Source organism: Lactobacillus amylolyticus (assembly GCF_003999355.1).
In the GTDB taxonomy this organism is placed as follows: Bacteria; Bacillota; Bacilli; order Lactobacillales; family Lactobacillaceae; genus Lactobacillus; species Lactobacillus amylolyticus.
Window position 1 is genome coordinate 215,167 of sequence record NZ_CP031835.1, and the last position, 13,476, is coordinate 228,642.

General features: G+C 40.0%; 11 protein-coding genes and 1 riboswitch. Of the genes, 7 read left to right on the forward strand and 4 right to left on the reverse strand.

All coding sequences use genetic code 11. The features are described 5' to 3' along the window. The first annotated feature begins 86 nt into the window (after positions 1-86). Together D0Z64_RS01090 and D0Z64_RS01095 are read left to right on the forward strand one after the other, a co-directional pair. Positions 87-1,142 carry a MupG family TIM beta-alpha barrel fold protein gene (locus D0Z64_RS01090; protein WP_080881103.1) on the forward strand — a complete coding sequence of 352 codons (1,056 nt, stop codon included), beginning with the start codon at positions 87-89 and terminating at the stop codon, positions 1,140-1,142. 181 nt (positions 1,143-1,323) lie between these two features. Beyond that, positions 1,324-2,304 carry a ribose-phosphate diphosphokinase gene (locus tag D0Z64_RS01095; protein WP_006351973.1) on the forward strand — a complete coding sequence of 327 codons (981 nt, stop codon included), beginning with the start codon at positions 1,324-1,326 and terminating at the stop codon, positions 2,302-2,304. Between the two features lie 67 nt (positions 2,305-2,371). Here D0Z64_RS01095 and D0Z64_RS01100 read toward each other — a convergent pair whose 3' ends face one another. Beyond that, positions 2,372-3,736 carry an HD domain-containing protein gene (locus D0Z64_RS01100; protein ID WP_080881104.1) on the reverse strand — a complete coding sequence of 455 codons (1,365 nt, stop codon included), beginning with the start codon at positions 3,734-3,736 and terminating at the stop codon, positions 2,372-2,374. Between the two features lie 87 nt (positions 3,737-3,823). Here D0Z64_RS01100 and D0Z64_RS01105 point away from each other — a divergent pair, with 87 nt between their 5' ends. The 4 genes from D0Z64_RS01105 (at position 3,824) to D0Z64_RS01120 (ending at position 8,003) form a co-directional block, all read left to right on the forward strand. Beyond that, positions 3,824-4,228 carry a DUF1934 domain-containing protein gene (locus tag D0Z64_RS01105; RefSeq protein WP_006351971.1) on the forward strand — a complete coding sequence of 135 codons (405 nt, stop codon included), beginning with the start codon at positions 3,824-3,826 and terminating at the stop codon, positions 4,226-4,228. Positions 4,229-4,274: 46 nt separating this feature from the next. After that, positions 4,275-4,832, forward strand: a complete 558-nt coding sequence (gene rpoE, locus D0Z64_RS01110) for a DNA-directed RNA polymerase subunit delta (RefSeq protein ID WP_080881106.1) — start codon at positions 4,275-4,277, stop codon at positions 4,830-4,832. A gap of 126 nt (positions 4,833-4,958) precedes the next feature. Next, positions 4,959-6,578, forward strand: a complete 1,620-nt coding sequence (locus tag D0Z64_RS01115; protein ID WP_080881107.1) for a CTP synthase — start codon at positions 4,959-4,961, stop codon at positions 6,576-6,578. A gap of 123 nt (positions 6,579-6,701) precedes the next feature. Further along, on the forward strand, positions 6,702-8,003 hold the full coding sequence (locus D0Z64_RS01120; protein WP_127345537.1) for a UDP-N-acetylglucosamine 1-carboxyvinyltransferase: 1,302 nt from the start codon (positions 6,702-6,704) through the stop codon (positions 8,001-8,003). A gap of 70 nt (positions 8,004-8,073) precedes the next feature. On the opposite strand, the gene D0Z64_RS01125 is transcribed toward D0Z64_RS01120, so the two are convergent. The 3 genes from D0Z64_RS01125 to D0Z64_RS01135 form a co-directional block, all read right to left on the reverse strand. Continuing rightward, entirely contained in the window at positions 8,074-9,498 is a 1,425-nt protein-coding gene (locus tag D0Z64_RS01125; RefSeq protein ID WP_006351967.1) for a C69 family dipeptidase, read from the reverse strand. 160 nt (positions 9,499-9,658) lie between these two features. Beyond that, positions 9,659-10,936, reverse strand: coding sequence for a nucleobase:cation symporter-2 family protein (locus D0Z64_RS01130; protein ID WP_127345538.1), 1,278 nt, complete (start codon positions 10,934-10,936; stop codon positions 9,659-9,661). 1 nt (position 10,937) lies between these two features. Further along, entirely contained in the window at positions 10,938-11,516 is a 579-nt protein-coding gene (locus D0Z64_RS01135) for a xanthine phosphoribosyltransferase (RefSeq protein WP_127345539.1), read from the reverse strand. A 73-nt stretch (positions 11,517-11,589) separates the two neighbouring features. Next, positions 11,590-11,687: riboswitch (purine riboswitch) on the reverse strand. Between the two features lie 157 nt (positions 11,688-11,844). Between D0Z64_RS01135 and guaA the strand changes: the two genes are divergently transcribed. Continuing rightward, the gene (gene guaA, locus D0Z64_RS01140) at positions 11,845-13,398 is read left to right on the forward strand and encodes a glutamine-hydrolyzing GMP synthase (protein ID WP_080881112.1); all 1,554 of its coding nucleotides are present in this window, start codon (positions 11,845-11,847) and stop codon (positions 13,396-13,398) included. The last annotated feature ends 78 nt before the right edge of the window (positions 13,399-13,476 follow it).

A 13,476-nucleotide genomic window follows, 5' to 3' on the forward strand; every position in this document is an offset into this window, starting at 1 on the left:
TTTGAATACAAGTAAAAAGTTTTAAAAAAGTAGTTTAAAATAATAGCGTAAAAGTAAAGTTAGCAGCTTGGAGAAGTGGGATATTTATGCTAGGATTTTCAATTTATGTTGGCCGGATGCTAACGGCTGATGATTATAATTACTTAATTGCGATGAGAAATGCCGGCTTTGATACGGTATTTACTTCTTTACAGATTAATGAAAATGATCCTGAACAGACTAAGAGTCACCTAAAGGAATTGACCAAGTGGTGCTCAAATCTTGATCTGTCAATTATTGCTGATGTTTCGGCAGTTGGATTAGAAAAAATCGGTGTCGATATTCATGATGTCGGACAAGTTCAGGCTCTTGATTTAACTGGCTTGAGAATCGATGCAGGCATCGGCATGGATGTAGTTGCCAAATTATCTAAGTCAATGCCAATTGCCCTAAATGCAAGTACGATTACAGAAAAAGACTTGCTCGATTTAAAAGAGTACAACGCTGCTTTTGATCATTTGGTTGCTTGGCATAATTATTATCCACGTCCTGAGACTGGCTTGGGAGCAGAATGGTTAGATAAAAAGAATAAATGGCTCAAGGAGCATGATTTGCAGACATTGGCCTTTATTCCAGGTGATGGAGAATTACGTGGCCCAATTTTTGCAGGCTTGCCAACGCTTGAATGTCAACGGCATGAGAATCCGTTGGCAGCGATGATTGAATTGAAAAAATTGCATGTAGATCATGTTTTTGTTGGGGATGTTTCCCTTAAGCAAAGTACGATCAACAGTTTTATCAATTATTTAAAGCAGGATGCGATCACACTGCATATTGATCGGGATTTGCCAGAATTAACTGAAAACACATGGCATAACCGGCCTGACCTCGCAGAACAGGTTGTTCGACTGCAGGAAGGCAGAGAAAGACAATTGTTTAATACTGGCCTGCAGGAGACTAAACCACGTCCAAAGGGCAGTATAACCTGCGATAACGACAAGTATTTGCACTACAAGGGTGAATTGCAGATAACCAAGATCGATTTGCCAGCTGATGAGCGGGTGAATGTTATTGGGCATGTTGTGTCAAACGATCTAGATTTATTGAAAGTTATTGGAGCTGGCACCAAAATTATTTTTAAAAAAGTGACTTGCAATGAATAACGGCTGTTATATAATAATCTTAGACGCAAGACATAACAGAGAAAAAAGTTTAACAGAGAAAAGCAGTCAATCAATTGAATTGACTGCTTTTTGTTTTTGGCAAAATTAAGCTATATTAGATTTATTTTTATTGAATCTCTGCTAAAATAAAAGTTGTTAGCATATTTTTACGGAGGAAATTATGTCTTATAAAGACGATTTAATGATTTTTGCCCTTAATTCAAATGTACCTTTGGCACAAAAGATCGCTGATCGAGTTGGCGTTCCACTTTCAAAATCAAGTGTTGAACGTTTTAGTGACGGCGAGATTCAAATCAATATTGATGAATCTGTTCGTGGTAAAGATGTATATTTGATTCAATCCACCAGTGATCCAGTTAATGATAACTTGATGGAACTGTTGATCATGATTGATGCCGTTCGTCGTGCAAGTGCACGCAGCATCAACATTGTCATGCCTTACTATGGTTATGCTCGTCAAGACCGTCTGACTCGTGCTCGTGAACCAATCACTGCTAAGCTTGTAGCTGATATGTTGCAAACTGCTGGTGCTGATCAAGTATTGTCACTTGACTTGCACGCTCCTCAAATTCAAGGTTTCTTCGATATTCCTGTTGATAATTTGATGGGTGCTCCTCTTTTGGCTGACTACTTCTTACGCAACAAGCTGCAAGAAAATGCTGTTGTTGTTTCTCCAGACCACGGTGGTGTTACTCGTGCAAGAAAGCTTGCTGAATTCTTGGGTACAGGAATCGCAATTGTTGATAAACGTCGCCCAAGAGCCAATGTTTCCGAAGTTATGAACATTATCGGTGACGTTAAAGGTAAACGTGCCATCATTATCGATGATATGATCGATACTGCCGGTACCATTACTTTAGCAGCTAAGGCCTTGATGGATGCAGGTGCGACTGAAGTTTATGCTTCAGCTACTCACGCTGTTTTGTCTGGTCCAGCTATCAAGAGATTAAATGACTCACCAATTAAGAATTTAGTCTTAACAGATTCAATTAATCAACCAGCTGAAAAGAAGCTCGACAAGATGCTTTTGGTATCCGTTGGACCATTAATGGGTGATGCAATTAAACTTATTCAAACTCACCATGCATTAAGCCCATTGTTCAACCAAAGATACGAAGCCAGTCACGAAGTTGAAGAATAAAATTTAATAGTGATTATCAAAAAGGGATGAATCATTCCAATGTGATTCATCCCTTTTTTGTATAAAATCATTTCTTCTTGTTAGGTCTTCTTAAATATCGTAATTCGCCATTTCTTACGTATTTTTGAAATTCTTGATAAAGAGGATCGAAAATTTGCGGTTCATCATCGTTTGACAGCATTGTTCTGGGGAAGAAGAAGCGTTCATCCCCTTGGAAAGTACCATTCAGCGCGCGAACCAGCGGACTTAATTCTGACAATTCAATCAGACTGCCATCATCCTGCATGATTTCGATTTGGCTGTTGGCGTTTTTACCGGTCGGTTTATACGCATCATATGGTTCATCAAAGGCCGAATTGATATCAGTATAATAGTCAGGATCAAAACCTGCTTGCTTGATTAAATCTTTTAGCTTAGGCAGCAGATTTTTGGTCTCTTCATTGATTTTGACACTGGCCAATGGCTTTCTATACAAGTAGCGTTTGCAAAGATCCGACAAAATTGGATCGTTTGCTTCAGTCCACATTGAAAAGTTGGTTTCCATCACGCCATCATCTAATTTAAGGTAATCTTCCAAAGTCCAATTGCCGTCCAAAAACTTTGCTAAACGGGGCGTTACCGGCAATGTTCCTTGTTCATAAACATCCTTTGCCCGTTGCAATAGATGGTGAAGAATTACTTCCATTGATCGGCCTACTGGGTGGAAGTAGACTTGCTGGTACATCTGATAGCGGGAGACGATATAGTCTTCTACGGCATGCATGCCGTTATCGGTAAAGCAAATGCCATCACTGTAAGGACGAATAACACGCAGGATTCTCGACAAGTCGAATTGACCATAAGTTACGCCAGTGAAGTAGGCATCTCTTTGCAAATAGTCCATCCGATCGGCATCAGCCTGACTGGAGATCATCTTAACAACTTGCGCGTTAGGATAAGTCTTCGCAATTACGCTTGCGACTGCTTCAGGAAAGTTAGGTGCAACTTGTCTTAGGGCCTGGTTGATCTCGGTATGCGGATCAGTAATAATTTTTTGACCTAATTTTTCATGATTAGTCCCAAATAAATGCTCAAATGTATGCGAATAAGGACCGTGACCGATGTCGTGCAGCAAGCCGGCACATTCTACCAGCAAGCGATTGTTATCATCCCAGAGCCCATCTCCTGGACAAAGGGAGGGATATTTTTTGGCAAAAATGTCACAAATTCTTCGTGTTAACTCATAAACACCCAAATTATGTTCAAAGCGCGTATGAGTAGCTCCATCAAAAACGAAGCTGATAGGTCCTAATTGTTTGATTCTGCGCATGCGTTGAAATTCTTTTGATTGCAGAATATCAAGAACGACTTGGTCTTCAATATGAATATAGCCGTGAACCGGGTCACGCAGAACAACCTCGGTCGGTAATTTTTTACTTTGAAATCTTGGCATAAAAATTCCTCGAGCTGAATCTTTAATTTTTTAGCAAATATAGCTTAAAATATATAATAACTAAATTATAGCAAATAAGTGAGTGGCATGACGAAGATAAACATTGATTTAACAAGCACAATTACGCAAGAAAAAGACAGTGAGACTTTTCATAAAAACATGGACGGCGAAATCAAAAAAGATGATAAGACAATTCGGGTGTCTTACTTGGAAGATGGAACAATCCCTGTTAAAATGCTGCTGAAGGACAATGAATTGATTTTGCGACGTGGCGTAGATCATCAGAATTATTCGTTGATGCGTTTTGTTCCCGGTGAAAAACAAGCTTGTCGCTATGTGGTGAGTGATCGCCAGATGGATTTGACCAGCGTAACCAATTTACTGGAATATGAACCACAAAATGATGGATCTGAAAAACTTCATATTGAATATGACCTCTTTAGTGGGCTATACTTAATAGGTAACTATACAGTCACGTTGATTTTTACTTAAACGCTTAGTAAAATAGTAAAGATTGTAAAAGAGAGGACGTACAACTGTGGGATTAGACAAGTTTAAAGACAAAAACCGCGATGAATTGTCAATGATCGAAGTTGCTCGCGCAATTTTAGAAGATAATGGCAAGAGAATGGCATTTGCTGATATCGTTAACGCTGTTCAAAAATACTTAAACAAGAGCGATGAAGAAATTCGTGAACGTTTGCCACAATTTTATACAGATATGAACACTGATGGTGAATTTATCTCCATGGGTGAAAATGTATGGGCACTTCGTTCATGGTTCCCATACGAATCAGTTGACGAAGAAGTTAACCACCCAGAAGATGAAGACGAAGAATCAACTAGAAAGCACCACAAGAAGGTTAATGCTTTCTTGGCTTCAGCTACTGACAGCGACGATATCATCGACTATGACAATGATGATCCAGAAGATGATGAGTTGGATGCAACTGACGATGACGAAAATGACGACTATGATGACACCGATTCAGATTATGATGAAGACAACGATGACACCGATGATAGCTTGCCAGACGGCATCGAAGGTCAATTGTCACAATTAAATAATGACGATGATGACGAAGATGATGATTAATTTGCTTGACTTACAGTCAAAAAGCAGATAGTATTTTTCTTGGGCACCATATGTGCGTTTAGCTCCCTCTAGTTAGGGAGCTTTTTTTGTTTATTAATTCAGTTAAAAAGAAGGAGAAGCAGGTAAATGACTAAATACATCTTCGTTACTGGCGGTGTCGTATCTTCATTGGGTAAAGGAATCACTGCATCCAGCTTAGGTCGTCTTCTTAAGAACCGCGGTCTTAAAGTAACTATGCAAAAATTTGACCCATATATCAACATCGACCCGGGCACAATGAACCCATACCAACACGGTGAAGTTTATGTTACTGATGATGGTACTGAAGCTGACCTTGACTTAGGCCACTATGAAAGAATCGTTGATGTAAGAACCAGTAAGTACTCTAACGTAACCACTGGTAAGATCTATCAAGAAGTTTTGGAAAAAGAACGTCGTGGTGACTACCATGGTGCTACTGTTCAAGTAATTCCACACATCACTGATATGATCAAAAAGAAGATCATGCGTGCTGCTCTTACAACTGATTCAGACGTAATTATTTCTGAAATCGGCGGAACAGTTGGTGATATTGAATCAACTCCATTCATGGAAGCAATTCGTCAAATGCGTCGTGAAGTTGGTGCTGAAAACGTAATGTACATTCACTGTACTTTGGTTCCATATCTTCACGCAGCAAAGGAAATGAAGACTAAGCCAACGCAGCATTCAGTTGCTGAACTTCGCAGCATCGGTATCCAACCAAACATGTTGGTTTTGCGTGCTGAAAAGCCAGTTGATCAAGAACACAAAGATAAGATTTCTACTTTCACTGATGTTCCAGTTGAAAGAATCATTGAATCAATTGACGCACCATCATTGTTCGATGTGCCTTTAGCATTCCAAAAACAAGGCATGGATCAAAAAGTTTGCGACTTCTTAGGAATTAAGAGTCCACTTCCAAAGGCTGATATGACAGCTTGGACTAGACTTGATGAACGTGCTAAGAACTTGAAGCACCACACTAAAATTACTTTGGTTGGTAAGTATGTTGACCTTGAAGATGCATATATTTCAGTTACTGACGCTTTGCAACACGCAGGTTATCTTTACAATACCAAGATTGATGTTGACAAGGTTCAAGCTGAGGATATTACCGAAGACAACATTGCTGACATTATGAAGGGCTCAGATGGTTTAATCGTTCCTGGTGGTTTTGGTACTCGTGGTCTTGAAGGCATGATTACTGCAATTAAATATGCTCGTGAAAATGACATTCCATTCTTGGGCATCTGCTTGGGGATGCAAATGGCTAGTGTTGAATTTGCTCGTGACGTGCTTAATCTTGAAGATGCAAACAGTACTGAAGCAGAACCAAACTGCAAGAACAATATTATCGACATCATGGCCGATAAGCGTGATGAAGAAAACATTGGTGGTACTTTGCGTTTAGGTCTTTACCCAGCAACTTTGAAGAAGGGTACTAAGACTAGAGCTGCTTACGATGATCAAGATGTCATTCAAGAACGTCACCGTCACCGTTTCGAATTCAACAACAAGTATCGTGAAGCCTTTGAAAATGCAGGAATGGTCTTCAGTGGCGTTTCACCAGATAACCGTTTGGTAGAAATTATTGAATTGCCAAAGAAGAAATTCTTCATTGCTGCTCAATACCACCCAGAATTTTTGAGCCGTCCACAACATCCAGAAGGCTTGTTTAAGTCATTTATCGGCGCAGCTAGTGGTTTGCCTGCAGAAGAATTCTAATAACTTGAATAATACAAAAGCTTAAAAAACAAGAGATGAGCAAGCCTCACCTCTTGTTTTTTTGCTTGATATCCTTTAACATTATTATGATTATTGAAAGTAGAAAAGGATTTGTTTTCGCCAATGAAGCAGATGATAATTCATGGTGGAAAGCCCCTGCAGGGCGATGTTTGGATCGGTGGCGCAAAGAATTCCACAGTTGCGCTAATTCCAGCTTCAATTTTATCAAGAACGCCAGTAACGCTTGAGGGTGTGCCTCGGATTGCTGATGTAGATAATTTGATGGATTTGTTAGCAGAAATGGATGTACGGTGTGATTTTCGTGAGACGACTTTGCGCATTGATCCAGAAAATATCAAAATGAGCCCATTGCCAGCCGGTAAGATCAAAAGCTTACGTGCATCTTATTACTTTATGGGTGCACTTCTCGGCCGTTTTGGCAAGGCAATTGTAGGTTTTCCAGGTGGTGACGATATTGGCCCACGTCCCATTGACCAGCATATTAAGGGCTTTGAAGCATTAGGCGCATCAGTAAAGAATGAAAATGATCAAATAATAATTACGGCTCCAAGTGAGGGACTTAAGGGTGCGAAGATTCATTTGAAGATGCCATCCGTTGGAGCAACAATGAATATTATTATGGCTAGCGTAACTGCCCAAGGCCAAACAATCATTGAAAATGCTGCTAAGGAACCGGAAATTATTGATTTAGCTACCTTTTTAAACAATATGGGCGCAACTATTCGTGGTGCTGGAACAGATTCAATCAGAATTGAAGGGGTAGATCAGTTAAAGGCACAAATACCGCATACAATTATTCCAGATCGAATTGAGGCAGGCACCTATGTTTCACTCGCTGCCTGCATTGGGAATGGAATTCGCATTCACAACATTATTGAAGAGCACCTTGACTCATATTTGGCTAAGGTTGAAGAAATGGGCGTCGTCATTGATGCTGATGAAGACTCTTTGTATGTTTACCCTGCCGGTGATTTGAAGATGGTACAAATTAAGACAGACGTTTATCCAGGCTTTGCAACAGATCTGCAGCAGCCAATTACGCCGCTTCTTCTGACAGCCAAAACAGGCGAAGGTGTTGTCATCGATAATATTTATCCAAAACGAATTGGTCACATTGCTCAGTTGCAAAAGATGGGTGCTGATATTAAGGTCGAAGATAATATTATTCTGGTTCATCCAACAGCTCAGCTTCATGGAGCTGAGGTTACTGCTAGCGAAATTAGAGCTGGCGCTTGTTTAATGATTGCGGGCCTTATGGCTGATGGTACGACGACGATTGATAAGGCTGGCAATATTTTGCGGGGCTATGATCGCGTACAAGAAAAGTTAGAACAATTAGGTGCTGACGCTAAGATTGTGGATGATCCGGATGTGCCTGGTGTGATGGATCCTGTGGAAAATTAATAAATAAGCATAAGAAAAAGATGCCTCAAATGAGGCATCTTTTTTAGTATCTAAAAATATATTTGATTGTTTAATCTAACAAATCGTATTTCAAAGTCATCAAGCCGTGGCCTTCATCGACCATTTGTCCAAGAAGCTCAACTGTATTGTTGTAAACAGTGTTTGCCATCTTCTTGTTAGCTTCTTCAAGCTTGTCTTGTAATTCCTTGCCCGAGAGGCCCTTTACGGCTTTGTCTGTGTCGTGTTGAATCTTATGACATTCAGACAGACTCTTTTGTTCAAAAGCGTCCTCAAGCTCGCCATATACCCGATAATTGGTATCACCTAATTGGGCGGTTAACTTGTTAAGCCAGAAAATCTTGTTCAAGTTGAACTTAGGGGTTGTTTGGAAGCATTCAGGCGTATCAGTAACGTTAGTGTAGAATGGGACGAAACTGTTGAACGTATTTGGACCAAATGCTAACCATTGAACACCGGCGATTTCTGCAGGAACATCATTTCTGATTTGCAAAACGTGAGTTTCAAAGTTTCTGTTAATACCGATTGGACGGAAAGTCTTCTTTTGCTCAGGAGTACCTTCATCGCCATAAGCATCATATGGTGTGTCTTGGTAGTGAGAGCTTTCGGCCCATTTAATGTCTTCGATACTGATCTTGCGGTTAGCGCGGCAAATGAATGGTTGGTCTTGATCGCTTGGTTGACCACCAAAATCAGGATTGAAGAAGTTGTGAATATACCAAGCACGTGGATTGTTGTAGTGAGCATCCTTGATAGTAGAAGAACCAAAGATGTGACGCAAATTGTATCCTTCACGATCTGGGTTTAAATGATATTCTTCAATCAAATCCTTCAGATCAGCTGAGCAGGCAAAGTCAGGATCATTAAATTTGAATTCATCGATATTTAGACGGTTAGGAGCAATTACATATGCATCATCAGGGATGCGACGAGCTGCCCAGTGGTGACCGCCGATTGTTTCAAGGTACCAGATTTCATCTTTATCGGAAAAGGCCATTCCGTTCATTTCATAAGTACCGTATTTTTCAAGCAAATGACCAATTCTCTTCAAACCATCTTTTGCTGAATGAAGGTATGGCAAAGTCAAAGTAATGAAATCTTCTTCACCAAGACCACCATCTTCTGGGTCAAGTAAGGGGTCAACGCCTTGAATACGTGAATTAGTAGTAATTGTTTCAGTAGCAGTCATTGCAACATTTGCTGCATTGATGCCGGCAGCACCCCAAATTCCGTTTTTGCCGGAAACATCAGGAACACTAGTATAACGAAGCGGGGTTTGAGCTAAATCTTCGTCATCGATCTTTTGGTGGCTAATAACGCTTTCGTAGTGCTTAGGTTGATCTTCAGGATTAACTGCTTTAAAACCTTCAGGAATAATAGTTCGACCACCATCTTCACTTCTGGCAATCATAGTGGAACCGTCGATGGTTGCGTCTTTACCGACAAGAATAGTTGTACATTCAGTTTGTTTTCTCATAGGGTAAATTTTCCTTTCTGTGTCTTTATATATTTATATTGTAAGGAAAATAAAAGAAATATGAAAGAAAAAGCTTGAGCAAATGTTCAAGCTTCGTATGGGGTTAAATTGTGTATTGATAGAGATAGTGTAACAACGAATATTTTAAGAGAAAAAGTGGTTACTTTAAACCACCTCTTCCCTTGAGAATTAAGTTAAGAAGCGTAGCACTGACACTGGCGATTACAATGCCGTTGGCTAAGAATAATTGGACGGTTTGTGGCATAGATTGGAAAATTTGTGGGTAACAAGTAACGCCCAAACCTAAACCAATTGAAAGAGCCACGATTAAGATGTTGCGGTTATCGCTCAAATCTACTTTCAGCAGCATCTTGATCCCTTGAACAGCAATCATGGTAAACATTACCAGCATGGCTCCGCCTAAAACTGGTGTTGGAATAATTGTAACAACTGCACCAATTTTTGGCAAAAGTCCCATTGCCATTAAGAGACCAGCGGCCCAGTAGATTGGACGCTTGGTTTTAATTCCTGAAAGTTGCAATAAGCCAACGTTTTGTGAGAAGGTAGTGTAAGGAAAAGTATTGAACAGACCGCCGAAAATTTGAGCTAAGCCTTCAGCACGGTAACCCCGCTTTAAGTCGTCAGCTTTAATATCTTTATGAAGCAAATCACCCGTGGCAAAGAAGACACCAGTTGATTCGACCATTGACACCAAGGCGATGATAATCATTGTTAAACAAGATGACCATTCGAATTCAGGTTTGCCGAAGTAGAAGAATTGTGGCAAGTGGAACCAGGATGCTTCTAGTACGGGTTTAATTGAAACCATGCCCATCAAGCCGGCAAGAACTGAACCACCAATCAGACCGATCAAAACTGAAATGGATTTAACAAAACCTTTTGCCAAAACTTCAACTAAGACGATGATCAGGATAGTAGCAAAGGCAATAATCAAGTTTTTGCTATCGCCAAAATCCTTTGCTGTTGAAGTTCCGCCACCCATATTTTGAAAGGCAACTGGAATCAAAGTTAAACCGATGACTGTAATCAATGTTCCGGTTACGACAGGTGGGAAGAGCTTTTTAACTTTTGAAAACCAATTTGAAATGAGAATAACGAAAATCCCGGCAACGATGATGGCACCATACATGGTATTAATTGAAAACTTTTGTCCAATCAACTCCAAAGGTGCAACGGCCTGGATGGCACAGCCCAAGACAACTGGAAGTCCGATTCCGAAATAGCGATTGCGGAGTAATTGTAAAAGGGTAGCTAGCCCACACATGAAAATATCGATTGAAACCAAGTAGGTCATTTGAACGGCATTGAATTTAAGCGCTGTTCCAATTAACAGTGGAACGGCGACCGCTCCGGAATACATTGCAAGCAAGTGCTGCAGACCCAAGACAGCGGCTTTTTTGTGGCTAACTTCGTGCATTTTATTCTTCTCCTAAAAAGTGAACTCGACCGTCTTTGAAACTGTCAATATTAGCTAAAGCTTCAAAGCGGTAGCCGTGATCCTTGATCCAGTCACTGCCGCCTTGGAAAGTTTTTGCAACTACTGCACCGATGCCGGCAATCTTGCAGCCCGCTTGATTTGCAATATTGACCATTCCTTTAACGGCTTCACCATGAGCAATAAAGTCATCCAAGATTAAAAGAGTGTCATCTTTAGATAAGAATTTTTCTTCAACACAAATTTTGTTGGTAACTTTTTTAGTATAAGAGAAGACGTCAGCCCAATAGACTGCATCATTAAGAGTTGATGGCTTTTTCTTTCTGGCAAAAACCATTGGCACTTTTAATTCATAAGCAACCATGATGCTAGGTGCAATTCCTGAAGCCTCACAGGTTAAAATCTTGGTGATGCCTGAATCTTTAAAGAGACGAGCGAATTCTTTACCCACAGCCATCATTAATTCTGGATCAACTTGGTGATTCAAAAATGAATTGATTTTAAGCACATCACCTGGCAATACTTGGCCATCTTGTTTAATTCTGTCTTCTAATAACTTCACATTTTCCTCCCAAAGCACGCAAAAAGGACCTCTTCATACCGCAAATACGGTAAAAGAGATCCTTTGTTTTCTTTTTAATGACTCGATTACCTATAGTCCAGAATTTACGGTTCCGGGTAGAAACTGTCGCCCTTATTGCGACGATATATAGATATTATTATTTTGTTGTTTGTATTTTAACAAAGAAGGATACCGAACGCAAGATTTAATTTTACAAAAATTGTTCGATTTTAATTCAGCGGCTGCTTTTTAATTTTTATGATTGACCTTTTCAATTTTTCCTAGTAGAGTTAGAGAAAAAGTGTCCGAAAAGAGGGAACAAAGAACAGTGTCAAAAAAGAATCTTAACGACTTTGACAAAATTATCGTGCTTGACTTTGGTAGTCAATACAACCAATTGATTACTCGTCGTATTCGTGATTTTGGTATTTATTCCGAACTTCTAGCCCATGATATCAGCATTGATAAAATTAAAGAGTTGGCACCAAAGGGAATCATCTTCTCTGGTGGTCCAAACAGTGTTTATGATGATGGCGCTCTTAAGGTTAATCCAGAAATCTTCAAGTTGGGGATTCCAATTTTAGGGATTTGCTACGGGATGCAATTAATGTCATATGATCTGGGCGGCAAGGTTGAAAAGGCCGATAATTCTGAATATGGTCGTGCAGATATTGAAGTTACTGATCCAAATGCAGTTTTATTTAGTGACTTGCCAGAAAAACAATATGTGTGGATGAGTCATGGCGACTTGGTAACTAAGGCTCCAGAAGGCTTCAAAGTTACTGCCAAGAGCAAGAACTGCCCAATTTCTGCCATTGCTAATGATGAAAAGAAGTTTTATGGTATTCAGTTCCACGCTGAAGTTAGAAACTCTGAATATGGCTTGGATATTTTGAAGAACTTTGCCTTTAAAGTTTGTGGCGCTAAAGCAAACTGGACGATGGATGATTTCATTGAAATGAAAATTGATGACATCCGTAAAGAAGTCGGTGACAAGAAGGTTATTTTAGGTCTTTCCGGCGGAGTTGACTCAAGCGTAACTGCTACTCTTTTGCATAAGGCAATTGGCCAGCAATTAACTTGTATTTTTGTTGACCACGGAATGCTTCGTAAAGACGAAGGCGACCAAGTTATGAAGGCCTTAAATAAGGACTTGGGCGTTAACATTATCCGTGTGAATGCGGCAGATCGCTTTTTGGGTAAGCTAAAGGGCGTTACTGATCCTGAAAAGAAGCGGAAGATTATTGGTAAGGAATTTATCGAAGTCTTCAATGAAGAAGCTAAGAAGCTAAATGATGTTGATTTCTTGGCTCAAGGTACTTTGTACACTGATGTAATTGAATCAGGTACTAATACGGCGCAAACAATTAAATCACACCACAATGTTGGTGGACTTCCTAAGGACATGCACTTCAAGCTGATTGAACCTTTGCGTAAATTGTTCAAGGATGAAGTTCGTGAATTAGGTGAAAAATTGGGCATTCCACATGATCTGGTATGGCGTCAACCGTTCCCAGGCCCAGGTTTGGGTATTCGTGTATTAGGTGAAGTTACGCCTGATAAGTTGAAGATCGTGCGTGAATCTGATGCGATTTTGCGTGAAGAAATTAAGAAGGCAGTATTGCAAGAAAAGATTTGGCAATACTTCACGGTTTTGCCAGGCATTCGCTCAGTTGGCGTGATGGGCGATGGCCGGACATACGACTATACGATTGGTATTCGTGCCGTAACTTCAATTGATGGGATGACTGCTGATTTTGCACAGATTCCATGGGATGTGTTAGGTCACATTTCTGATCGAATCGTAAACGAAGTAGATAACGTTAATCGCGTAGTTTACGATGTCACGAGTAAGCCGCCTTCCACGATTGAATGGGAATAAGCTGACAATGTTAGTTGATGAGGAAATCCTGATTTAACAGCATTTAACAAAGGCAAAACTTAGACAAAATAATAAAAA